This window comes from Paenibacillus pasadenensis, from assembly GCF_023715725.1.
Lineage (GTDB): Bacteria > Bacillota > Bacilli > Paenibacillales > Paenibacillaceae > Paenibacillus_O > Paenibacillus_O pasadenensis_A.
Genome location: NZ_JAMBOT010000005.1, coordinates 214,199 through 237,457 on the forward strand (window position 1 = coordinate 214,199; position 23,259 = coordinate 237,457).

19 protein-coding genes are annotated in these 23,259 nt (G+C 55.2%); 15 read left to right on the forward strand and 4 right to left on the reverse strand.

Going from position 1 to position 23,259, the window contains the following annotated elements; genetic code table 11:
• The first annotated feature begins 66 nt into the window (after positions 1-66).
• The 6 genes from M3223_RS14690 (at position 67) to M3223_RS14715 (ending at position 8,723) form a co-directional block, all read left to right on the forward strand.
• The gene (locus M3223_RS14690; RefSeq protein ID WP_251562723.1) at positions 67-618 is read left to right on the forward strand and encodes a DoxX family membrane protein; all 552 of its coding nucleotides are present in this window, start codon (positions 67-69) and stop codon (positions 616-618) included.
• Between the two features lie 58 nt (positions 619-676).
• The gene (gene adhE, locus M3223_RS14695) at positions 677-3,283 is read left to right on the forward strand and encodes a bifunctional acetaldehyde-CoA/alcohol dehydrogenase (RefSeq protein ID WP_251562725.1); all 2,607 of its coding nucleotides are present in this window, start codon (positions 677-679) and stop codon (positions 3,281-3,283) included.
• A gap of 384 nt (positions 3,284-3,667) precedes the next feature.
• Complete coding sequence (gene pflB, locus M3223_RS14700; protein WP_251562727.1) at positions 3,668-5,938, forward strand: formate C-acetyltransferase; 2,271 nt, start codon at positions 3,668-3,670, stop codon at positions 5,936-5,938.
• Positions 5,939-6,562: 624 nt separating this feature from the next.
• Positions 6,563-7,315 (forward strand): pyruvate formate-lyase-activating protein, encoded by a 753-nt coding sequence (pflA, locus tag M3223_RS14705; protein WP_251562729.1) that lies wholly within the window; start codon positions 6,563-6,565, stop codon positions 7,313-7,315.
• A 157-nt stretch (positions 7,316-7,472) separates the two neighbouring features.
• A complete protein-coding gene (locus M3223_RS14710) occupies positions 7,473-8,024 on the forward strand; it encodes a GNAT family N-acetyltransferase (protein WP_251562731.1) in 552 nt (183 codons plus the stop codon).
• A gap of 36 nt (positions 8,025-8,060) precedes the next feature.
• Positions 8,061-8,723, forward strand: coding sequence for an alpha/beta hydrolase-fold protein (locus M3223_RS14715; RefSeq protein WP_251562733.1), 663 nt, complete (start codon positions 8,061-8,063; stop codon positions 8,721-8,723).
• 200 nt (positions 8,724-8,923) lie between these two features.
• Here the strand turns inward: M3223_RS14715 and M3223_RS14720 are convergent, their stop codons facing one another.
• The gene (locus M3223_RS14720) at positions 8,924-9,463 is read right to left on the reverse strand and encodes a hypothetical protein (protein ID WP_251562736.1); all 540 of its coding nucleotides are present in this window, start codon (positions 9,461-9,463) and stop codon (positions 8,924-8,926) included.
• Positions 9,464-9,694: 231 nt separating this feature from the next.
• Here M3223_RS14720 and M3223_RS14725 point away from each other — a divergent pair, with 231 nt between their 5' ends.
• A complete protein-coding gene (locus M3223_RS14725; protein WP_251562738.1) occupies positions 9,695-10,240 on the forward strand; it encodes a hypothetical protein in 546 nt (181 codons plus the stop codon).
• 81 nt (positions 10,241-10,321) lie between these two features.
• Complete coding sequence (locus tag M3223_RS14730) at positions 10,322-11,257, forward strand: M15 family metallopeptidase (RefSeq protein WP_251562740.1); 936 nt, start codon at positions 10,322-10,324, stop codon at positions 11,255-11,257.
• A 90-nt stretch (positions 11,258-11,347) separates the two neighbouring features.
• Here the strand turns inward: M3223_RS14730 and M3223_RS14735 are convergent, their stop codons facing one another.
• Entirely contained in the window at positions 11,348-12,766 is a 1,419-nt protein-coding gene (locus M3223_RS14735; RefSeq protein WP_251562741.1) for an SEC-C metal-binding domain-containing protein, read from the reverse strand.
• 110 nt (positions 12,767-12,876) lie between these two features.
• On the opposite strand from M3223_RS14735, the gene M3223_RS14740 reads away from it, so the two are divergent.
• Positions 12,877-13,527: a pentapeptide repeat-containing protein gene (locus M3223_RS14740; RefSeq protein WP_251562744.1), complete on the forward strand. Its 651-nt coding sequence runs from the start codon at positions 12,877-12,879 to the stop codon at positions 13,525-13,527.
• Between the two features lie 153 nt (positions 13,528-13,680).
• On the opposite strand, the gene M3223_RS14745 is transcribed toward M3223_RS14740, so the two are convergent.
• Positions 13,681-14,250 (reverse strand): TetR/AcrR family transcriptional regulator, encoded by a 570-nt coding sequence (locus M3223_RS14745; protein WP_251562746.1) that lies wholly within the window; start codon positions 14,248-14,250, stop codon positions 13,681-13,683.
• A 179-nt stretch (positions 14,251-14,429) separates the two neighbouring features.
• On the opposite strand from M3223_RS14745, the gene M3223_RS14750 reads away from it, so the two are divergent.
• The gene (locus tag M3223_RS14750) at positions 14,430-15,080 is read left to right on the forward strand and encodes an FMN-dependent NADH-azoreductase (RefSeq protein ID WP_251562748.1); all 651 of its coding nucleotides are present in this window, start codon (positions 14,430-14,432) and stop codon (positions 15,078-15,080) included.
• Positions 15,081-15,143: 63 nt separating this feature from the next.
• Here M3223_RS14750 and M3223_RS14755 read toward each other — a convergent pair whose 3' ends face one another.
• The gene (locus M3223_RS14755) at positions 15,144-15,866 is read right to left on the reverse strand and encodes a Crp/Fnr family transcriptional regulator (protein ID WP_251562750.1); all 723 of its coding nucleotides are present in this window, start codon (positions 15,864-15,866) and stop codon (positions 15,144-15,146) included.
• A gap of 167 nt (positions 15,867-16,033) precedes the next feature.
• Between M3223_RS14755 and M3223_RS14760 the strand changes: the two genes are divergently transcribed.
• The 5 genes from M3223_RS14760 (at position 16,034) to M3223_RS14780 (ending at position 23,182) form a co-directional block, all read left to right on the forward strand.
• Positions 16,034-16,723 carry a hypothetical protein gene (locus M3223_RS14760; protein ID WP_251562752.1) on the forward strand — a complete coding sequence of 230 codons (690 nt, stop codon included), beginning with the start codon at positions 16,034-16,036 and terminating at the stop codon, positions 16,721-16,723.
• 608 nt (positions 16,724-17,331) lie between these two features.
• The gene (locus M3223_RS14765; RefSeq protein WP_251562754.1) at positions 17,332-19,422 is read left to right on the forward strand and encodes a bifunctional aldolase/short-chain dehydrogenase; all 2,091 of its coding nucleotides are present in this window, start codon (positions 17,332-17,334) and stop codon (positions 19,420-19,422) included.
• A gap of 207 nt (positions 19,423-19,629) precedes the next feature.
• Positions 19,630-20,904 (forward strand): L-rhamnose isomerase, encoded by a 1,275-nt coding sequence (gene rhaA / locus M3223_RS14770; RefSeq protein ID WP_251562756.1) that lies wholly within the window; start codon positions 19,630-19,632, stop codon positions 20,902-20,904.
• The gene (locus M3223_RS14775) at positions 20,901-22,403 is read left to right on the forward strand and encodes a rhamnulokinase (RefSeq protein WP_251562758.1); all 1,503 of its coding nucleotides are present in this window, start codon (positions 20,901-20,903) and stop codon (positions 22,401-22,403) included. Before rhaA ends, M3223_RS14775 begins: the two co-directional genes overlap by 4 nt.
• 20 nt (positions 22,404-22,423) lie before the next feature.
• A complete protein-coding gene (locus M3223_RS14780) occupies positions 22,424-23,182 on the forward strand; it encodes a DeoR/GlpR family DNA-binding transcription regulator (RefSeq protein WP_251562760.1) in 759 nt (252 codons plus the stop codon).
• Positions 23,183-23,259 lie beyond the last annotated feature (77 nt).

Sequence of the window (23,259 nt, forward strand, 5' to 3'; positions counted from 1 at the left end):
GGAAGATTATAAAAGACAAGGGCCGGATGAGAGCAACGAGCCAACATACGAAAGGGGTTGACCGATATGGTCGCCAAATGGTTCCGGGAAAATAAATGGGCAGCAGCTGCAATTTTGCTGCTGAGGCTGTATGTCGGATGGGACTGGATGACCCATGGCTGGCAAAAAATGACGGGCGGCTTCGACGCGGGAGGATTCCTGCAAAACGCCGTCGCCAAACCGGTAGCTGACCGGGCAACGCAGGAGGTGCTGTTCCCGACCTACACCTGGTTCATTGAACACATTGCGCTGCCAAACGTGAAGCTGATCAACTTCCTCATCCCGGTCGGCGAATTTCTGATCGGCCTTGGACTCATCGTCGGCGGATTGACGCTGACCGCAACCTTCTTCGCTATGATGCTGAACTTCCTGTTCCTGTTCGCCGGAACGGTGAGCACGAACCCGTGGCTGCTGCTGATCGGCTTCATCATTTTCCTGGCCGGCGCTAATGCCGGAAGGTTCGGCCTTGACGGCCTGCTGAAGCCCTACGTAAAGCAGTGGTGGAACGCAAGGGGCGAAGGCCGGAACGGGGCAGCCGGAGGCGGCGGATGGCTAGGCAGAAATGAAGCCCGCCACTAATGATGCAAATAAAAAAGGCCCTGCCGCCAAGGCGGGGCCGAACAGGAGGCAGGAGAGCATGGCGATGAAGGAGAAAGCTCAGCAAACGGCAGTATCCGCGCAGGAAGAAATAGCCCGGCTGGCTGCAAGAGGCCGCAAGGCCCAGGCGGCATACATGGAATTAGACCAGGAGCAGGTTGATGCAATCGTGCAGGCGATGGCGCTGGCCGGACTCGACAAACATATGCTGCTCGCCAAGCTGGCGGTAGAGGAAACCGGACGCGGCGTGTACGAGGACAAAATTACAAAGAACATTTTCGCCACGGAATATGTGTATCACAGCATTAAAAATGAAAAAACTGTCGGCGTGATCGAGGAGAACACATTTGAAAGCTACCGCAAAGTAGCGGAGCCGGTCGGCATTATTGCCGGCATTACACCGGTCACTAATCCGACCTCTACGACCATGTTTAAAGCGCTGATCGCCGCTAAAACGCGCAACCCGATCATTTTTGCCTTCCACCCATCGGCTCAAAAATCCAGCGTGGAAGCGGCGCGCACGCTGCTGCTGGCCGCCGTCGCCGCAGGAGCGCCGGAGCACTGCATCCAGTGGATCGAGCATCCGTCCGTTGAAGCGACCCAGCTGCTGATCAACCATAAGGACATTGCGCTTGTGCTCGCCACCGGCGGCTCCGCGATGGTCAAATCGGCGTACAGCACCGGCAAGCCGGCGCTTGGCGTAGGGCCGGGCAACGTGCCGTGTTTCATCGAGCGCACCGCGAACTTGGAGCAGGCAGTAACCGATCTGATTCTGTCCAAAACGTTTGACAACGGCATGATTTGCGCCTCGGAGCAGTCGGTCATTCTGGATGAGCCGATCTACAACGAAGCAAAGCGGCTGATGATTCAGAAGGGCTGTTATTTCTTGAACGAGGACGAAAAAGCCGCCGTTTCCAAGCTGGTCATCAACACCGACAAATGTGCGGTCAATGCGGTTATCGTCGGGCAGTCCGCCGTTCGCATTGCCGAAATGGCCGGAATTACCGTGCCTGCCGATACGAAGGTGCTCGTCGCCGAGCTGGACGGAGTCGGCGCAAAATATCCGCTATCGGCGGAAAAGCTCAGCCCTGTGCTCGCTTGTTACAAGGTTAAATCGGCGCAGGACGGCATTGAGCGCGCCGCTCAGGTTGTCGCTTTTGGCGGCATGGGGCACTCGTCGGTTATTCATTCGCAGGACCAGAGCGTTATTGCGGCATTCTCGACAAGACTGCAAACGGGCCGCATCATCGTCAACTCCCCTTCGACGCATGGCGCGATCGGCGACATTTACAATACGAACCTGCCTTCCCTGACGCTCGGCTGCGGCTCGTACGGCAGCAACTCCACGACGAACAACGTGTCGGCGGTGAATCTGATTAATATCAAACGGGTGGCGACTCGTACGAACAATATGCAGTGGTTCAAAATTCCGCCGAAAATCTATTTCGAACGCGGAGCGACGCAGTACCTGGAGAAGATGCCGGATATAAGCCGCGTGGCGATTATTACAGACGAAGCGATGGTGAAGCTTGGTTACGTCGAAAAGGTCGAGTACTACCTGCGCAAGCGCCGGCTTCCGGTTGCCATCGAGATCTTTTCCGATGTGGAGCCCGATCCTTCGGTGGACACGGTGGAGCGCGGCACCCGTATGCTGGCGGCGTTTAAGCCGGACTGCATCATCGCGCTCGGCGGCGGCTCCCCGATGGATGCGGCGAAGGCGATGTGGCTCTTTTACGAGTACCCGGACACCAGCTTTGACTCGCTGAAAATGAAGTTCATGGACATCCGCAAGCGCATTTACAAATACCCGCGCCTTGGCCAGAAAGCCCAGTTTGTTGCGATTCCGACTACGTCGGGCACCGGCTCGGAGGTTACCTCGTTTGCGGTCATCACGGACAAAAACAAAGGCAATACGAAATATCCGCTCGCCGATTACGAGCTGACGCCGGATGTCGCCATCGTCGACCCGGATTACGTTTACACGCTGCCCAAAACGGCGGTTGCCGACACAGGGATGGACGTTCTGACGCATGCAATCGAAGCCTATGTGTCGGTCATGGCGAATGACTATACCGACGGTTTGGCGCTCAAGGCAATTCAGCTCGTGTTCGAACATTTGGAGGCCTCTTATCATGGAGCCGACCCGCGCGCCCGGGAGAAAATGCACAACGCCTCGACGATTGCGGGCATGGCGTTTGCCAACGCGTTCCTCGGCATTAACCACAGCCTGGCGCATAAATGGGGCGGTCAATATCATACGGCGCACGGTCGGACCAACGCGATTTTAATGCCGCATGTCATCCGGTACAACGCTTCGGCTCCGACCAAGTTTGCCGCGTTTCCGAAATACGACCATTTTGTCGCTGACAAACGTTACGCGGACATCGCCCGGCTGCTCGGGCTGCCGGCCCGCACGACAGAGGAGGGCGTGAACAGCCTGATCGAAGCGGTGCGCGGATTGAACCGCTCGCTCGGCATACCGGAGTCGTTCCAGGCGCTTGGATTCGACGAAAAGGATTTTGAAGCCCGCGTCGACGGTCTTGCCGACCGCGCTTTTGAGGACCAATGCACAACCGCGAACCCGCGTATGCCGCTCGTGACGGAGCTGGCGGATGTTTACCGGAACGCTTTTTACGGTCGGTTTTAGTAAGGGGGCTGTTTAGGGCGTCAGACGCCCTTACGGAGCGGGTTTGCGGGTAAACGGGCCGTGGTAAGGTCGTTAAACGCCCTTACGGAGCGGGTTTGCGGGTAAACGGGCGGTGGTAAGGTCGTCAAACGCCCTTACGGAGTGAGTTTGCGGGTAAACGGGCCGTGTTAAGGTCGTCAAACGCCCTTACGGAGCGGGTTTGCGGGTAAACGGGCGGTGTTAAGGGCGTCAAACGCCCTTACGGAGTGAGTTTGCGGGCAAAGTGGCTGGAATAGGGGCGTCAATCGCCCTTACGGAGCGAAGCGAGAGGGCTCGCCGCTTTAAGGCGGCCCACTCCTTTCGCCCTACGTGTCTAAATCAAGAAGAAGGAGGAGGTTCATCAACATGGCGATTAACGAAAAAGAACTGCGCGGGACGGCTGTAGGCCGCGATGCCTGGAGAGGCTTCCGGTCCGGCAAATGGCAGCGGCACATCGATGTCAACGATTTCATCGGAGCGAACATCAGCCCTTACGTCGGGGACGAGGCATTTTTGGCGGAGCCGACGGGGGCGACCCGCAAGCTGTGGGACAACGTGCTGGAGCTGATGCGCCGCGAGCGCCAAAACGGAGGCGTGCTGGACGTGTCGACGGACATCGTCTCGACGATTACCTCCCATGCTCCCGGGTACATTGACCAAGAGCTGGAGCAAATTGTCGGCCTGCAAACGGACGCTCCGCTCAAGCGCTCCGTGCAGCCGCTTGGCGGCATCCGCATGGTCGTGGACGCCTGCGAAGCCTACGGCTACAAGGCCCAAGACGAGATGGTGAAGCTGTTCACCGACATCCGCAAAACGCATAACCAGGGCGTGTTCGACGCCTACACGTCGGAAATGCGCCTGGCCCGCAAAGCCGGAATTATCACCGGCCTGCCGGACGCTTACGGCCGGGGCCGCATTATCGGCGATTACCGCCGCGTCGCTCTATACGGCGTTGACCGCTTAATTGCCGCCAAAAAGGAAGACCTCAAGCAGCGCGAAACCGGCGTTATGTCGGAGAGCCTAATCCGGGCTCGCGAGGAGCTGTCGGAGCAGATTCGCGCGCTGGCGGAGCTGAAGACTATGGCCGCTTCGTACGGTTATGATTTGTCGCAGCCTGCGGCGTCGGCGCAGGAAGCGGTGCAGTGGCTTTATTTTGCCTACCTTGCTGCCATTAAAGAACAGAACGGCGCGGCGATGAGCATCGGGCGCATCTCCAGCTTCCTGGACATTTACATCGAGCGTGATTTGCAGGAAGGAAGGCTCACCGAGGCCGAGGCGCAGGAGCTGATCGACCATCTCGTCATGAAGCTGCGGCTTGTTAAATTCCTGCGTACGCCGGACTACAACGAGCTGTTCAGCGGCGACCCGACCTGGGTGACGGAATCGATTGGCGGAATGGGACTGGACGGACGTTCGCGCGTCACCAAATCCAGCTTCCGTTTTTTGCACACGCTATATAACCTGGGACCAGCTCCCGAGCCGAACTTGACGGTGCTTTGGTCCAATCGTCTGCCGAAAGGCTTTAAGGAATACTGCGCCAAAGTATCCATAGATACGAGCTCGATCCAATATGAAAATGACGACGTCATGCGGCCGTTGTACGGCGACGATTACGGCATTGCCTGCTGCGTGTCGGCGATGCGCATCGGGAAACAGATGCAGTTTTTCGGAGCGCGGGCGAACCTTGCCAAAGCTTTATTGTATGCGATCAATGGCGGCGTCGACGAAAAGCTGGGCGAGCAGATCGGACCGGCATACGCGCCGATCACGTCCGAGGTGCTGGACTACAAGGAAGTGCTGGCGCGGTACAACGGTATGCTGGATTGGCTGGCGGAGCTGTACATGAACACGTTGAACGTTATTCACTATATGCATGATAAATACTGCTACGAGCGCATTGAAATGGCGCTGCACGACACCGACATCGTACGCAGGATGGCCTGCGGCATCGCCGGATTGTCGGTAGTAGCGGACTCGCTCAGCGCAATCAAGTACGCCAAGGTGCGTCCGGTCCGCGATGAGCGGGGCTTGGCGGTGGACTTTGAAATTGAGGGAGAGTTCCCGCAATACGGCAACAACGATGATCGCGTTGACCGCATCGCCGTAGAGCTGACGGAGCGTTTCATGAACAAGCTCAAGCAGCATGAGACGTATCGCGGCGCGGTGCATACCCAGTCGGTGCTAACCATTACGTCGAATGTCGTGTACGGCAAAAAAACCGGCAGCACGCCGGACGGCCGCAAAGCGGGCGAGCCGTTTGCGCCGGGAGCCAACCCGATGCACGGCCGCGATCGCAAAGGCGCGCTCGCCTCGCTCAACTCGGTTGCCAAGCTTCCGTATGACAGCAGCCAGGACGGAATTTCGAATACCTTTTCCATTATTCCAAAAGCGCTTGGCAAAGAAGCTGATTCTCGCGTGCGCAACCTCGTCTCACTGCTGGACGGTTACAGCTTGAAAGGCGGTCACCACCTGAACATCAACGTGTTCAACCGCGAGCAGCTTATGGATGCGATGGAGCATCCCGAGCAGTATCCGCAGCTGACGATTCGCGTGTCGGGGTATGCGGTGAACTTTATCAAGCTGACGAGGGAGCAGCAGTTGGATGTAATTAACCGGACTTTCCATGGATCGGTGTGACAGTTAGGCCGAGTGAAATTGGGTTAGCCGCACATACCCGCTGCGCTTCTCCAGGGCCTTCTGCCGCCTCCGCTTGATGCAAGCTCGCCCGCTCCTCTCCCAAGAAATCCCTTCTTGGGAGGGAGAGTGGGTGGACTCGCCTGGCATGTTCAAGCGGGAAGGAACCCGGAACCCTATGTGCGATGGACACTTAAAGTGCAATTTTCGCGAAAGACAAAGACGATTTCTTGGGCTTGATATAGGCCATTTCAATAATATAAGCGGTATAAGTCCGTTTGGTCTTAAATCAATCGGATTGTGAGGATCCAGCACAAATAAGTCCCTTTTTGGTCTTATTGATGGCCAATTCATCAATTTAGGCGCAAATAAGTCCCTTTTTGGTCTTATTGAAGGCCATTTCATCGATTTAGGCGCAAATAAGCCCGTTATTGGTCTTAAATGAACCGGATTTGAAAAATTCAACACAAATAAGCCCCTTTTTGGCCCTATTCAATCCAAAACAGAGCTTTCAACGCAAAATTAGTGGACTTATTTCGCCAGAGTGCAGGGATAAAGCCCGCCAAAACCAAGTCACTGGAAAATTCCATATATCAACAACAATATAGAGAGAGGGAGGGAGCCGTCATGCATACTGGGAGAATCCACTCTCTCGAAACGTTCGGCACGGTTGACGGGCCGGGTATACGTTTTGTTTTATTCATGCAGGGCTGCGCGCTTCAATGCCGCTACTGTCATAACCCCGATTCATGGGATACGGCTGCGGGCAAGCCTTATACCGTAGAGGAGATTTTGGCGGAGATTGAGCCGTACGTAGATTATTACAGAAGCTCCGGCGGAGGCGTTACGGTAACGGGCGGCGAGCCGACGCTGCAGGCGCCATTTGTGGCAAAGCTGTTCCAGGCCTGCAAGGAGCGCTGGGGTCTGCATACCGCTCTCGACTCCTCGGGTTTTTGCGATATCCATCATGCGGCGCCGCTGCTCGCGGTTACGGATTTAGTGCTGCTGGACTTAAAATATATGGACTCCGAAGGGCATCGGCGGCTGACGACGCAGCCGAACGGGCGCATCCTTGCTTTTGCAAGACATCTGTCCCAGCTTGGCATTCCGATGTGGGTGCGGCGGGTACTGGTGCCCGGGCTGACGGACAACGCCGCCGATCTGCTAGGTTTGGGCAGATTCTTGTCCAGTCTGCGAAAGGTGGAAAAGGTAGAGGTGCTGCCGTATCACCGGATGGGCGTTTTTAAGTGGCAGCAGCTTGGACGGGAGTACACGCTGGAGGGCTACCGCGAGCCGGACGCCAAGGAATTGGAGTGCGCCGTAAAATGGATTGAGCAGGGCCGAAGGGACGGGGCAGAGCTGCGGACGGCTGTGCGGTGAAGGAAATTTTTATTTACAATTTATCCCTTTTCATATATAGTAACTCTAATTTTATCCTGTATGCCCATTAAAGTTGATTTAGCGGAGAGTCTCCGTCCCTAACGGGAGGGGGCTTTTTGCATTTAGCCGCGCAACAACTCGAGACGGAGGGAATGACATGGACTTGACGCTGCAAACGGAGAGATTGACCTTGCGACTGCTTTTGCCCGAGGACGCCGAGTCTATTGAAACATTGGCTGGAGACAGGGAAGTGGCCGACACAACGCTGAACATGCCGCATCCTTATCCCCCAGGCTCGGCAGCTGCGTTTATCGCCAGAAGACGGGAGGCGGCGGAGCAAGGAGACGGGTTCACTTTTGCGATCACCCTTGCTGAAACGGGCGCATTTCTCGGAGCAGTCGGGCTGCATGTGAACAAAACCCATAACATGGCGGAGCTTGGTTATTGGGTCGGCAAGCCTTACTGGAGCAAGGGATACTGCACGGAAGCGGCGGCGCGCGCCGTTCAGTTTGCGTTTGACGAGCTGGAGCTGAACCGGTTATATGCCGCGGCGATGACTCGCAACCCGGCGTCGTACAAAGTAATGGAGAATATCGGAATGAGGTTTGAAGGTATTTTGCGCCATCATATACGGAAGGGAGACGTTTACGAGGATTTGAGATACTACGGATTGCTCCGAACAGATGTAGAGAGCATTGTCAATAAATAAGGTTTAATTAACCGAACGCGGACGGAGGTTTTAAAAATGCCGGTTGAGAATTGCATACAAAGTTCGCCGCAGCAAACACAATTAAACTTTCAGCTGTTTCTGCCGCATGACTATCTCGTCCACGATGACAGCAACTATCCGTTGTTCTTATTTCTTCACGGGGCAAAAAAACGCGGCGAGGATATTCATAAGTTAGACGGGTACGGTATGAACCGGATTGCGGAAAACAACCAGGAATTCCCGTATATCGTCCTTACGCCGCAATGTCCGGCCGATTCGGATTGGATCACGGAATTTGATACCGTTATGGCTTTGGTGGATGAAACGGTAACGAAGTACAGGGTCGATTCCAAACGAATTTACGTAACGGGGTTTAGCATGGGGGGCAACGGGGCGTGGCATTACGCTTCGAAAATGCCCGGACTTTTTGCAGCGGCCGTCCCGCTGTCAGGATGGTACGATCCAGACCGAGCCCGTACGTTAATGGACATGCCAGTATGGGCCTTCCACTGTGTAGACGACGATGTTGTCTCTTGCTCCGGAACAGAGGAAATGGTCGAGGCATTAACAATAGCTGGCGGAAAGGTGAAGGCTACTTATTATACGGGACTTAAACACGACCATCAGGTCATGTATGAAACATACAATAACCCGGACTTGCACGCCTGGTTAGCGAAGCAAACTCGTAACCATTTGTAGTTAGAAAAAAGGTTTTAGACTCATCCCCGGCCGGGAACCTTGCGAAATAAAGTATTAGATGGGAGTCGTTGATTTAGCGCGGTTTATTAATTTAATAAATAAAAGCAGAGGCAGACCAAGACTTGATAAATAAAGTCTTAGACTGCCTCTGTTGGCCTTAAACTAACGTTTCCCGTTAGTTTAATAACGAGAGCTCGAATTCATATTAATTCAAGTTCAAGAAGATCCAGGTTGTTGTGAACGAGAATCATTTTGTCTTTATATTCCCATCGGCTGATCAAATCAGGCAGCTTTATCAAATTGTAGTCTTTATTCCATGTCAACAAATTGTGGATACCTTCTAATGTCTCGCGCTTCTTGCTTGGATCGATCCCTGTAATGCGCTCTTCATAGCGCCTCCATATTCGTTCTTCCTGAACGGGTAAAGTTGTCATTAAAACGACGATCTTATCCGCGGCGGCAAAGCTCGGCTCAACCCACGATCTGTACACACCTTCAACGATCCATGAATCGAAACCGATGATCTCTTTGAGCTGACGGTCCCGCTCTTCTTCCGGTGCTTTGACTCCGTATTCGTTCGACTGATTATGCCAGAAAATATCGTCTAGATCATAATGCGGGATGCCGAGCTTTCCGCTCAATAAAGACGCGACATAAGATTTGCCGCTCCCTGAGCCCCCAATGATATGAATTCGAATTGTGAGCACCTCTTCCTTCAAAATTGTATCTGTAAAACCCAATTTGTCTTTCTGTTTAAACTTCCTGCCTTTAAATCAAAGTTGTGTTAAATTAGCCTGCCCGTTAGCTTAATGAAGCGTTAGCTGCCTCTAATACTAATTTTCTCAGTCTAACATTTTATTGTTAATCCATACTTTGATTTTCTTTGGACGCTGATGTTCAATTATTATAAACGCCCGTACAACTTCCTTCTGCCTTTCATACGATACACTAGATTGTAAAGATGGAGAGGAATGGTAGAAGTGAGCCGTCAAGGGCTAGAGCTTATTGTTGTTATTAAAAAGCCGGGAAGCCGCATCGTGTCCAAAGTTCCGCTAAAAGACATGCAGCGTGTCGTAGTTGTGTACAACCGGCAATTCACAAATGCTCCCAACACAACGCAAATTGCGAGCGGCGCAGGAAAAAGCAGCGCAGCGGGCAGCAACGCCGCTATCGCTTCTCCCGATACGTTTCAGCAGGAAAGCATCGGCGCTGGCGGAAAAGCAATGAATAAAGGGCAGCTGCGCAAAGCCAAAGGCAACAGAACAAACGGAGGCCGATCCGCAAGAGGCAAAGAAGCGATAATTGTTGTTAACGATCAGGTCGTGAAGTTAGTGCGGCGCGACGGTCAAGCTTCCGCAACCCAGGTTGCCAGCGGCGCAGGCAAGTACAGCACGGGAGGCACCAACTCGGCTATCGACAGCCCGAGAACCAAGCAGCAGCAGGCGGTTGGCGGAGGCAGCGGAGGCGTTGGCGTTAATAAGCTGTCGGGTAAGGCCAAGGGGCGGCGCTCCAGATAATTCTTCTTTTTCAATTTTTCCTCCCGCTAAGGTTAAGGGTATACTAAAAGAACTTACTTGCACCCAAGGAGGTCTTAACCGATGCGCAGATACCTAACTCAAAGCGCCGTACTCCTCCCGCTGTCTCTTATTCTATTAACGGGCTGCGGCGCAGCGGAGACAGGCGGGCAAGCAGACGGTAGCCGCACAAACAATTCAGACACAGCGGATATAACAACTCAAGCAGCAGAAAACAAGCCATCTGCGAGCCAGGAGTTGCCCGAATCCTCGGCACCAAGCAACGTTCCGGCAGCGCTGACTTCCTCAACGGCGCAGCCTTCCGCAACATTGAAACCTTCCGTCTCGCCTCAGCCGCCGGTTAAGCCGTCTCCCTCGCCGAAACCGCAGCCGGTTCAGAAAAAGAACAAGCTGCCGTCCGGCTTTGTTTATTTGGACGAGGTCATTCCGAATGCTCAATACGAGATTCGGTACTTCGGCGAGCATAACTTTGTCGGGCGCAAAATTAACGGGTACAATGCTCCGCTGGCGATCATGACGAAACAGGCTGCAGCCGCGTTGAAGGAAGTGCAGCAATGGCTCGCGCTCAAAGGCTACGGGCTGAAAATATTCGACGCCTACCGTCCGGCCAAGGCGGTGCAGCAGTTTGTCGCCTGGTCGAAGGACCCGAAGGACCAGAAGATGAAAAAAGAGTTTTACCCGCAGGTGGACAAGTCCAAAACGTTCAAGCTTGGTTATATTTCCTCGCGCTCCGGCCATTCGCGCGGCAGCACGGTGGATCTGACGCTGTACAGCCTGAAAACCGGCAAAGAGGTTGATATGGGCTCTCCATATGATTTCTTCGGAGACATTTCCAGCCACGGCACGAAAAAAATCGGCAAGGAACAGGCGCTGGCAAGATCGGTGCTGAAGCGGGCGATGGAGCGCAGCGGCTTTGAAGCGTACAGCAAGGAATGGTGGCATTACACGCTGGAAAAAGAGCCTTATCCAAAGCGTTATTTTGACTTTAACGTGGAGTAGGGCATCACCTGCACACAATAGCCTGAAGCATGAAAAGACCTGCTTCGCTGTGATTACAGCGGAACAGGTCCTTTTTTCATGGCGAGACGCCTATCTTTTTGTCAGCAACACTTTCAACCCGTCCAGCTCAGGCTTGGCCCACAGCTGCCGATGGCTGTACGCATATTCCTCTGCCTCGCCTTCGTCTCCAGGAGAAACGTAGTCGTTGCGGATTCGGGACAGCTTCTTTTGGCCGGTTACATACACGGGCACAAACCGATTCGCCTTCCGGGCCGCATCGGCCAGGATACCCAGCTCCCGGCTTTCGCCGTTCAAAAGGTATTCGAGCACCAGCCGGTCGTATACCATAACAGTCGAAGCCTCTTCCTGATGCTCTTCAAGCAGGCGCTGCGCAGGCTCCAGCTCGCCCTGATTTAAATAAATAGCCAGCAGCTCGTAACGAGCGCCCAAATTGTCGTTTGGACATAGCTGGAGCAGTTCTTCATATTGACCGGCTGCCGCAGCTTCGTTGTCCGCCGCTTGCAGCAGACGCGCATAGGCAAATTTGATGCGCATAAATGGACGCGTTTCAATCAGACCCCAGAAATGGCCGGTATTCTCTTTAAAATAAACCTCGCCAAGACTGTCCGCTGCCGCGCTCATGCCCGTTTGGGCGAGGCGAAGCGATTCCTCAAGCGTATTCGCTTCCTGGGAGAGCAGCAGGTAAGCGTCGGCATTGCCGGAATCCAAGGCGATGGCCTGTTGAGCCAGCTTTTTCCGACGGGCCGGGCTTGTCTCGCGGTCGGCCTCCATAAGCAGCTCGCGGGCTTGTTGAGCTGGGCTTCCGGTATTGGCCTTCAGCTTCGGAGGTCCCTGACGCAGCAAATTGTTCACGAACGATTGCGCTTGCTCAGCCGTCTCAAAATTTTGCTGCGCCAGCAGCTCGTGGATGAGCCGCATCTGCTCCTCGCTCTCCCGCATCGATACGGCGACGGAGGAAGCGGCGCCACCTGCTTGCGGAACTGTCTCCAATGCGCCGTTTTCCTCTACATAGTCATAAAATTGGTTCAAGCTGCGTCCCAGCGTCCCCGTGGAAACATCGTGTTTTTTCGCCAGCTCTTGCTGCGTCACCTCAGCTTCGATGCTGTTGGCAAAAAGGTATTCAAGCGCCGCCGCATACCCGCCAGGCTTCCGGAAGTTCGGCTCAACATTCGCTGTATACTGGTTCCAATCCGTTAAAATATCGGAGGCGAGTTTACGTGAAATTTCGTTATGAAGCGGATAGCTTTGGAAGACTTCCTCAATGAAAGTTGCCGCTACTTCCTTATAAATGTCCGATTTCCATTCCATGCCGGTGTGAATCGATTGCAGCAGCTTTTCCCGGGTATACTCGCTTTTCGGGGCTTTTTTGGCTCCTGGGAAAGGAATGACGTTATCTCTTCTTTGCTGTTCATCCTTTTGCAGACAGCATTTTTTATACTTTTTTCCGCTTCCGCAATGGCAAGCGTCGTTTCTTCCAATCAGGTTCATTTTAAATCTCCTGTTCATTTCGATATACTTCATTATACCGAATAACGTCGAATCTTCCAAAAGAGACTGGGATCGTAACACCTGAACCTGATTAGAGAGTAGGGATTGAAATGAGCGAGGGACGCAAAAGATTAAAGCTGGAAACGCCGAGGCTGCCGGGAGAGCTGTCCGAGCTGACGCTTCCTGCGGCATTCGGCACGAGAGAAATGTTTGAGTCGGGATTGGTTGAGGAGCAGCGGATTGAGGAGCTGGAAGCGTCCAGAGTTGTTTTTGACGGTGTGAAATTCCGCCATGTTACGTTCTCATCCGTGAAGCTGCAGGAAATTGAGCTGACCGACGTCGTTTTTGAGAAATGCGATCTGTCCAATGTGGACCTTAGCGGGGCGGTTATTCACCGGGCGGAGTTCCGTTCCTGCAAAATGCTCGGCGTCGATCTGAGCGATTGTACGCTCCGCAATATTTTGTTTGAGGACTGCCTGCTCGATTACGCGAACTTTCGGGCCTCCACGGCCAAAGGGATCGTTTATGCGGACAGCTCCATGAACAGCTCCGATTTTGGCATGTCCAAGCTGTCCAAAACGGAGTTTCACCGCTGCAAGCTTGACCGGGCCCAGCTCGGCACGGAGCTGAAGGGCATAGACTTAAGCGATTGCGAATTCAACAGCCTGGCGGCAAGGCCGGAGGATTTGCGGGGCTGCATCATTTCGCGGGAGCAGGCTTTTATAGTAGCGGGCATATTTGGGCTTGTCGTGAAGGAGTAGGCAAACGAGCGGACTTTATTGTAAACGGAGTCGGCCCCGTGACGATTGCGACGCTGCTTAAACATACCGTTGAGGCGGCTGAGAAGGCGGTTAACGGCCGCAAATAATGACTGGAAAAAACGGCAGATCCCCGGTGGAATCTGCCGTTTTTGTTTAGGTCAACTGAGATTCAATCAATACCATAGCCGCGTTATAAAAATTATCGTTGTCCGATGACGGCTTGCGGATATAGGCGTCCACAATCGCGCCGCCGTAAAGCATTTCCAGCTGCGCCGCTAAAGCCTCCGGATTCCTCGCCTTGGCTTGCCGGGCAATCTCGGAAACTTCCGTCTCATGATCTACGCGGCATTGCAAAGCTGTCCGGTGTCCGGGATGAGCGGAGTCAGGGAACTCAAGCAGCGTATTCGTGAAAGGGCATCCGCGAAACTCGGGCTGCCGGATGCTTGCCGACAACACTTTGACGAGAAAATGAAGCTGCTTGACCGGCTCCTCCGGGTAAAGCTTTCTGGCCTCCTCAATTTTGGACAGGCTGCGCAGCTGGCGCTGCTCCAGAAAGGCAACAACCAGATCATCTTTTGTTGCAAAGTTCCGGTAAAAGCTGGCTTTGGCAACTCCCGATTCCGCAATAATCCGGTCAATTCCAACAGCGCGTATACCCTCCGTATAAAATAGCTCGGAGGCTACCCCTAAAATCCGCTCCTTGGCGGATTCTTTTTTGGTCATAATTACCCTCCTCAAAATAAAAATGAGTTGACACGGTACAGACCTGTCTGTATTATTTCGTTATGGAATATGATACAGACCTGTCTCTATCATTTTAATGGGATGCTCTGATGCCTGTCAACTCGATCAAGGCAACACCGTGTAACCCAAATCAAACAATGAAAGCAGAGGTAATTTAAATGACAACATTGCTTTATGTAACCGCTCATCCGTTTGAGGCCGATACGTTTAGCCTCTCTGTAAGCCGGCAATTTATGAAGACTTACCGCGATTTTAATCCGGAAGATACAATTGTACATTTGGACTTGTATAAATCCGATATTCCGCAACTAGACGCCGATCTTCTGCAACGTTGGGGGCAGCCGCCAAGCGGTCCGTCCTTTGATGAGCTAAGCCCCGAGGCTAAGGCAAAATCCGTTCGCGCATGGGGGCTGGTCGAGCAATTCGTCGCGGCGGATAAAATCGTTATCGCGAACCCGGTATGGAATCTGTTATTTCCGCCGGTGTTGAAGGCATATCTTGATTTGATTACTGTGCCCGGTATGACGATCATGCATGCCGATAACGGCCTTAGAGGACTGGACGGTTTAGTTGGGGCGGTTGCCGGAAAAAAGGTTGTTCAGATTCAAGCCTCCGGGACCGTGTTGTCGCATGGAAAGCATCAGGAGCTGAACTTTAGCAGCCATTACTTGAAAGCGGCTTTGAAGCTTCTTGGCATTGAGGATTTCCAAAGCATCTATGTGGAAGGCATGGCGCAGTATAAAGAGCAAGCGCAGGAAATCAAAGATAGAGCGCTGCAGCAGGCTTCGGAGATGGCGAAAGAGTTTTAAGGTAACGGTTGTCGGTCAAAAATGCGGCAGTCCCACAAGGGGCTTGCCGCATTTTTAGTAAGGTTACACCCGGCATATTTCCTTCGGGCAATTCTCGCAATGGCATTGCTGCATCAGGTAGTTTAGGTCATGGATGACGATATGCCCTTGCCGCATGGACACTGCGCCTGCGTGGCGGAAGTCGGCGAGCATCCGGTTAACGCTTTCGCGTGCCGCGCCGATGCTGTCCGCCAGCTCGCTGTTAGTTACCTTTTGACCGATTAAAGTACCGTCCTCACATGAAATTCCGTACGTATTGGCCATGCGAATCAGCGTGGAGCAAAGCGCGCCGGGTTTGCCGTACAGCATCAGATCGCGCAGCTTCGTTTGCGTAAGGCGGTTCATCTGGCTCATCCAACCGATGCATTCCAGCGCCAGATTGCCGAAGCGCCAAAGCGCGAACTCCAGCTCGCCGCGCGGCAGGAAGCTGATGACGCAATCTGTAGCGGCGATGGCGCTAAAATTCTGGACCGGTTCGCCGTCAAAGCCGAGCTGGCCGAAAAAATCCCCTTGTTTGTAGCGGTACATTGTAAATTCTCTGCCCTCCGCACTCGATTTGGTGCCTTTAACATGCCCATGCTCTAGATAATACCAGTACTCGGCCGCTTCACCTTCCCAGAAAATTGGGCTTCCCTCAGCAATCCGGTGTTTGCGCATGAGCGCCGACAGCTTGCTGAAGCTGTCGGCGGAAAAGACGGACGAGTTGCCGGGCGCAGTTTCCGGCGCTAAGATGTCGTTTTGATCCATGATACTTCCCTCCTCCCGTTTGCCCTTACTGTAGCAAATGGCCTTCAGCCGCGATGTGACTGTTCTCACTTCGGGGAGGGCCTATAAAAGAGCGTACTGTGCTGTTCTGCCGTTCTGGAATTAAAGTAGGGGTGCGACGTTCGAGGAACGGGGAAGGATGGGGAGTTATGAGAGAGAAAAGAACTGGCACGGAATCAGGCCGGGAGCCTGGGACAAAGACGGATATGCAAGCTGGCATGGGGGCTGGAGGGCAGCCTGGTACGGAATCTGCAGGGCAAATTGACGCGGATTTTGATATCCAAACTGGATCGCAGACGAATATGGAACTTAGAGCGCAATCTGGAGGTGAGCTTAGTGACGATCCTGATGCTGAGCATGGCACGCAATTCAGGATGAAACCTGACACTAGGCCTGAATGCAGCATCCAACCGCACTATACAATGAAGGTTTTAGTCATCTCAACGCTGCTTGCGGTCCTCATAGCGCCAATTTTAAGCGCTGGTATCATCTCGTTATTCTTCATGAGTATTTACATGTACATTTTTGTGTTGATATTTAGCTGGATTGGCGTTGCGATGATCGGTTTTCCTGCGTCGTTGATACTTGAGCTTGCTTTAAGGCGGATGCGGAGAGGCCGCTTTTTTCTGTCCCTGCTGCTGCACGGGGCGGCGGGCTGGCTGCTTGTTGCCGCGTACTCAACTGCTATGGATGAAGGAAATGCTACGAGCGGTGATTTTGACCTGGGGCTTTCGGAGTTGTTCATGCCTTTATGCGGGATGATTAATGCGCTGATGTATTGTGTTTGCCTTTACTCTCTGCGTTCATGGGGAGATAAACGTTGGGGCGTCGTTAGATGAAACGGATGGAGCCGAAGTAACGTGATGGTTAGCAGTGAGATGGACGGACAGAGCCGAGGTAACTTGATGGTTAGCAGCAAGATGGAGCATGCTGTTGCTGCATATGGCGGCCGGGGGCGATTTTGCTCCGATTTGCAGTTTTTCAAACTGTAACGCAACTGAGCGGCGTTATTCCTCACTTTTGACTCCAAATAGCACCGAAAACCCGCGAATAACGCGTCTCAGTTGCGCTAAAATATTTCATGCGGCAAAAATAGGCCAATAGCGTCACTCCGTTGCGTTACACGAACGAGCATTGCTAACGGGCTTCTGCAAAACCGAAAACCGCCGAAAACAATCCGTTGTCTTCCGCTCGCTCACTGCTGGGCCGAGATAAGGCCCAGCACTTTCACTGGCTCCACCGCTATAACAGCGTTTAGACGGATTTATCCGCTCGTCAGCGTTGAAATAGCGGCGGAGCTTTTTTACACCACATAAATTCAAACTTAAAAACAGATATTCAAATAAATTCAAACATGATATAGTGAGATCAAGCAAATTCAAACATGGTTATACGCACTCATTTCCGTTTCAGACTATCATTCAAACAAAATCGGAGGAAGTTCAACATGGTGCAAAGCTTATGGCAACAACAGGACGCGCAAAAGGCGGCTGACAACGCAGGCTCTCCGCTCGAAGGGCTGGCGGGACTCGTTTACCGCTCAAATCTGATCGGCGCAGACCGCTCGGTATGCAACTGGGGCGGCGGCAACACGTCGACGAAGACGGTTGTAACCGACTTCCGCGGCCGTGAGGTTGAGGTGATGTACGTTAAAGGCAGCGGCTCCGACCTGGCGACGATGAAAGCAGGCAACTTCACGGGACTGCGCCTTGACGACGTGCGCCCGCTGATCGAGCGCGATGAGATGAGCGATGAGGATATGGTCGCTTACCTTGCTAACTGCATGATCGATTCGCGCCATCCGCGCGCGTCTATCGAGACGCTGCTGCACGCGTTTCTGCCGTTCAAGCATGTGGACCACACTCATCCCGATGCGATTATTTCGCTCTGCTGCGCGGACAATGGCCGCGATCTGGCGCGGGACATTTTCGGCGACCGCTTCGTGTGGGTGCCTTACATCCGTCCGGGCTTCTCGCTCTCCAAAATGATCGCCGACGGCGTGCGCGCCAACCCGAACGCAGAGCTGGTGCTGATGGAAAAACACGGGCTCGTTACGTGGGGAGAAACGCAGGAGGAGTGTTACGCGCAGACGATCCGCATTATTAAAGAAGCGGAAGCGTTCATTGAGGCGCGTGTTGACGAAGCGAAGCTGTTCGGCGGCTTGAAACATGCCCCGCTGCCCGCAGAGGAACGCCGCCGCATCGCCGCAGCCGTCATGCCGCTCATTCGCGGAGCCGTAAGCGATGAGAAGCGCATGGTGCTTACGTTTGACGACGGAGACGACATTCTCGCCTTCGCCGGAGGCGCGGACGCGCCGCAGCTGTCGCAGGTCGGCGCAGCTTGCCCGGATCATCTGGTGCATACAAAAGTTGTGCCGCTGCTCGTGGACTGGACGCCGGACGCGTCTGATACCGACGGCCTAAAAACCCGCCTGCAGGAAGGAATTGAGGCGTACAAGGAGAACTACAAGGCGTACTTCGAGCGCAACCGCAACGAGGGCGACACACGCTTCGAGGCTGCGCCGCGCGTCATTCTCATTCCGGGCGTCGGCATGGTGAACACGGGCAAAAGCGAAGTCAACTCCCGCGTCAGCGGCGCTTTGTACCATCGGGCGGTCGCGGTTATGCGCGGCGCAACAGCGCTTGGACAATTTGTATCCTTGAGCGAAAATGAATCCTACAACGTCGAATACTGGCCGCTTGAGCTGTATAAGCTGTCGCTCGCTCCTGCGGAAGCGGAATTTTCGCGCCAAATCGCCTTTATTACCGGCGGCGCAGGCGGCATCGGCAGCGAGACTGCCCGCCGTTTCGCCGAAGGCGGCGCGCATCTCGTGCTGGCCGACCTTAACCTGGAGGGCGCACAGAAAGTTGCGGACGACATCGTTGCCCGTTTCGGAGAAGGCCGCGCAATCGCAGTCAAAATGGACGTCACCAGCGAAGAGCAGGTTGCGGCAGCCTTTGCCGAGGCGGCTTTGGCTTACGGCGGCGTAGATATTATCGTCAACAATGCCGGACTCGCAACCTCCAGTCCCTTTGCCGAGACGACGCTCAAGGAATGGAATCTGAACCTGAACGTGCTTGGCACTGGTTATTTCCTCGTCGCCCGCGAGGCGTTCCGTCAAATGAAGGATCAGGGGCGCGGCGGCAGCATGGTGTTCGTCGGCTCCAAAAACTCCGTCTACGCCGGCAAAAACGCCTCCGCCTACAGTGCGGCCAAAGCGCTTGAGGCGCATCTGGCACGCTGCATCGCGGCAGAGGGCGGCGAGCTGGGCATCCGCGTAAACACAATTCTTCCTGACGCCATCCTCCAGGGCTCGGCGATCTGGAATTCTTCCTGGCGCGAGGAGCGCGCGGCTGCTTACGGCATCGAGCCGGACCAGCTGGAGGAATATTACCGCAAGCGCACGACGCTGCTGGTGAACATTTATCCGCGTGATATCGCGGAAGGCATCGTCTTTTTCGCTTCGGCCCGTTCGGCCAAAACGACCGGCTGCATGCTGACAATTGACGGCGGCGTTCCGGCGGCATTTACGCGATAAACCGTCTGCGGGCTTTAACACCCGCCAATTTCAAGCTCAACAACAGGCGGCGGGCCGCAGCGTCCGCCCTTTCAATTCGGCATCTCGACGCTCCCGTTCCGGCTGCTTGCAGCGGCGCCATTTGCGCTGGCAGGCAGGCGGCCGGTTACCGGGAGCGCAGCTGCTCAAAACCCAATTCCCATACCCGATCAAGGAGGCTGAAGCCGCTTGAAACCAATCATTCAAGAAGCTTATGAACTGGCGCGGAAGCAATATGCCGCGCATGGTATTGATACCGACGCGGTGCTGGAGGAGCTGTCCCGCATCAAGCTGTCCGTCCACTGCTGGCAAGGCGACGACGTGCGCGGATTCCTTTTCAAGGAGCAGGAGCTGTCCGGCGGCATTTCCGTTACAGGTTCATACCCTGGTGCAGCCCGTACGCCGCAGGAGCTGCGCAGCGATTTGGACAAAGCTTTTTCGCTCATCCCGGGCAAGCATAAGGTCAACCTTCATGCGATCTACGCCGATACCTCCGAAAAAGTTGACCTGGACGAGCTGGAGCCGCGTCATTTTCAGGCATGGGTTGACTGGGCAGCGCAAAAAGGGCTCGGCCTTGATTTCAATCCGACCTGCTTCTCGCATCCCAAAGCAGATGACGGCTTCACGCTGAGCCATTCCGATCCCGCTATCCGGCAGTTCTGGATCGATCATTGCAAGGCTTCCCGCCGCATCGGCGCTTATTTTGGCGAATCGCTCGGCCAGCCATGCGTGACAAACGTCTGGATTCCGGACGGCTACAAGGATATTCCGGCAGACCGTCTCGCTCCGCGCGTTCGTTTGAAGGAGTCGCTGGATGAGGTGTTCGCGGAGCAGCTGGACGAGGCGTTTAACCTGGATGCGGTGGAGAGCAAGCTGTTCGGCATCGGCTCGGAGGCTTACGTCGTCGGCTCGCATGAGTTCTACATGGGTTACGGGCTGCAAAATAACAAGCTGATCTGCCTCGATTCCGGGCATTTCCATCCGACGGAGCCGATTTCGAACAAGCTGAGTGCGCTGTCGCTGTTTGCGCCTGGCATTCTGCTGCATGTGAGCCGTCCGATGAGATGGGACAGCGACCATGTCGTCATTCTGGACGATGAGCTGCTGGAAATCGGCCGCGAGCTGGTGCGCGGACAGCTGCTGGGACGCACGCATATCGGCCTCGATTTCTTCGATGGCAGCATTAACCGCGTTGCGGCTTGGGTAATCGGCACGCGCAGCACGTTGAAAGCGCTTCTGCGCGCACTGCTGGAGCCGGTTCAAGCGCTTCGCGAAGCGGAGCTTTCCGGGGATTATACAACCCGCCTCGCTTTGGCGGAGGAGTTCAAGTCCTATCCGTTCGGAGCTGTGTGGGATTACTACTGCGAGCAGAACGGCGTGCCGGCCCGCGAGGATTGGCTGTCGGATGTTAAAGCGTATGAGCAGGAGGTTCAGCTCCCCCGCGGCGAGGAAGCACGCGTATGACGGCGCGTTTAGCCTTTGATCTGGGAGCGGGCAGCGGCCGCGCCGTTCTGGGGCGGCTCGGAGACCGGGGCATCGAGCTGGAGGAGGTGCACCGGTTTCCGAATCAGCCGGTTCAGGCCGGTCCGCGCCTGCACTGGGATATTTTGCGGCTGCTGCATGAAATCAAGCAAGGGCTGCTGCAGGCGAAGCGGCATAACGGCGGCGCGGAGCCGGCAAGCCTGGCCATTGATTCCTGGGCGGTAGACTTCGGCCTGCTCGGAGCGGACGGCGAGCTGCTCGGCAATCCCGTTCATTACCGGGACCGGCGCACGGACGGCGTCATGGAACGGATGCGCTCCCAGTACGGGGACGAATGGCTGTTCAGCCGCAGCGGGCTGCAGTTTCTGCCGTTTAATACGATCTATCAGCTCGCCGCGATGTCGGAGCAGAAATCGCCGCAGCTGAAGCAGGCTCAGACGCTGCTGATGATCCCGGATCTGCTTCGCTACTTCCTGACCGGAGAGAAGCGGCAGGAGTTCACCAACGCAACGACGACCGGCCTGCTGGACCCGGCGACCCGCCGCTGGGACAACGATTTGCTCAAGGCAGCCGGAGTGCCGGTGCGGCTGTTCGCGCCGCTGGCCCAGCCCGGGGATGCGGCGGGCACACTTTCCGAAGCGGTTTGCGCTGAGCTTGGATTGAGCGCGTCCGTGCAGGTGCTCTGCGCCGCCGAGCATGATACGGCATCCGCCGTTGTTGCCGTTCCGGCGCTGGAGGAGAGCTTTGCCTATTTGAGCTGCGGGACCTGGTCGCTCATGGGCACGGAAGTGCCGGAGCCGGTGCTGAGCGACGAGGCTTTGCGGTATAATTTTACGAACGAAGGCGGCGTGGAAGGCACGTGGCGGCTGCTTAAAAATATTATGGGGCTGTGGATTCTGGAAGAAACGCGCCGCGAGTGGGAGCGCGAAGGTCATTGTCCGGATTACGCCGAGCTGCTGCAGGAAGCGCAGGCTCTGCCTGCCGGCGGTCCGCTCATCGATCCGGACGACATTCGCTTTCTTCACGCCGGGGCGATGACTCCGCGCATTCGCGACTACTGCCGCGAGACCGGCCAGCCGGAGCCGCAAGGTTATGGCGGGTATGCGCGTTGTATTCTGGAAAGCTTGGCTTTACAATATCGGTATATCTTCGAACAGGTGCAGCAGGTGAGCGGACGCCGCTTCAACGGGCTGCATATGGTCGGCGGCGGCATCCAGAACCGGCTGCTTTGCCAGTGGACGGCGAACAGCCTTGGTTTGCCGGTATGGGCGGGGCCTGCGGAAGGCAGCGCCATCGGCAACCTGGCGGTGCAGTGGATTGCCGGCGGCGAGCTTTCCGGCTTGCGGGAGGCGCGCCGCGTCATCCGCAGCTCGTTTGACATTGTAGAATACGAGCCGTCCGCAGACGGCAGGGCGTCGGATGACTACGGACGATTCCTGCGCATGAAGGACAGCGCCGGACAAAAGCAGCAGACGCTTTAAAGGAACAGGAGGAAAGGAATATGCTGGCGGCAGAGCGCTATGAGCAGATTGTGCAGCTCGTCAACGAGCGCGGCAGCATTCGGGTAACCGAGCTGAGCGAGCTGTGCCGGGTGACGGAGGAGACGATCCGCCGGGATCTCGACCGGCTGGAGCAGGAAGGAAGGCTGCGCCGTTCCCACGGAGGCGCGATGAGCGTGCGCGAGACGCAGCCGGAAGTGCCGTTTGCAGAGCGTGAGGTGACCTTTGCGGCTCAAAAACGGCGCATTGCGGCGGAAGCGGCGCGGCGGGTGCAGCCGCGCGAGCGCATTTTGCTGGATGCCAGCTCAACGGCGTGGTATATGGCCCGGGAACTGCCGGATATGCCGCTGACCGTACTGACTAACTCCGCCAAGGTGGCGCTTGAGCTTGCCTCGAAGGAGCAGATTCAGGTCATCTCCACGGGCGGCCAGCTGTCGCGCGGCTCGCTCAGCTACGTCGGCCCGTCGGCGGAGCGCTCCCTGGAGGAGTATCACGTCGACAAGGCCTTTCTTTCCTGCAAAGGGCTGCATGCGGAGCGGGGACTGAGCGAGTCGAACGAGCTTCAGGCCAGGGTGAAAGGGCAGATGCTGCGGATGGCCGACGAGGTGTTCCTGCTGGCTGATGCCAGCAAGCTTGGCCTGCAGTCGTTTACGCGGTTCGGCAGCTTGAGCCAGGTCGGCGCGCTTATCACCGACGATCGGATCACGCCGGAAAGCGCAGCGGCGCTGCGCGAGGCGGGACTGGATGTTGTTGTGGTTTAGGTAAAAAACTGACATGATTATAAAAATTCACACTCCACTAATGATTACGGAGTGTGAATTTTTTTATTTTGATAATA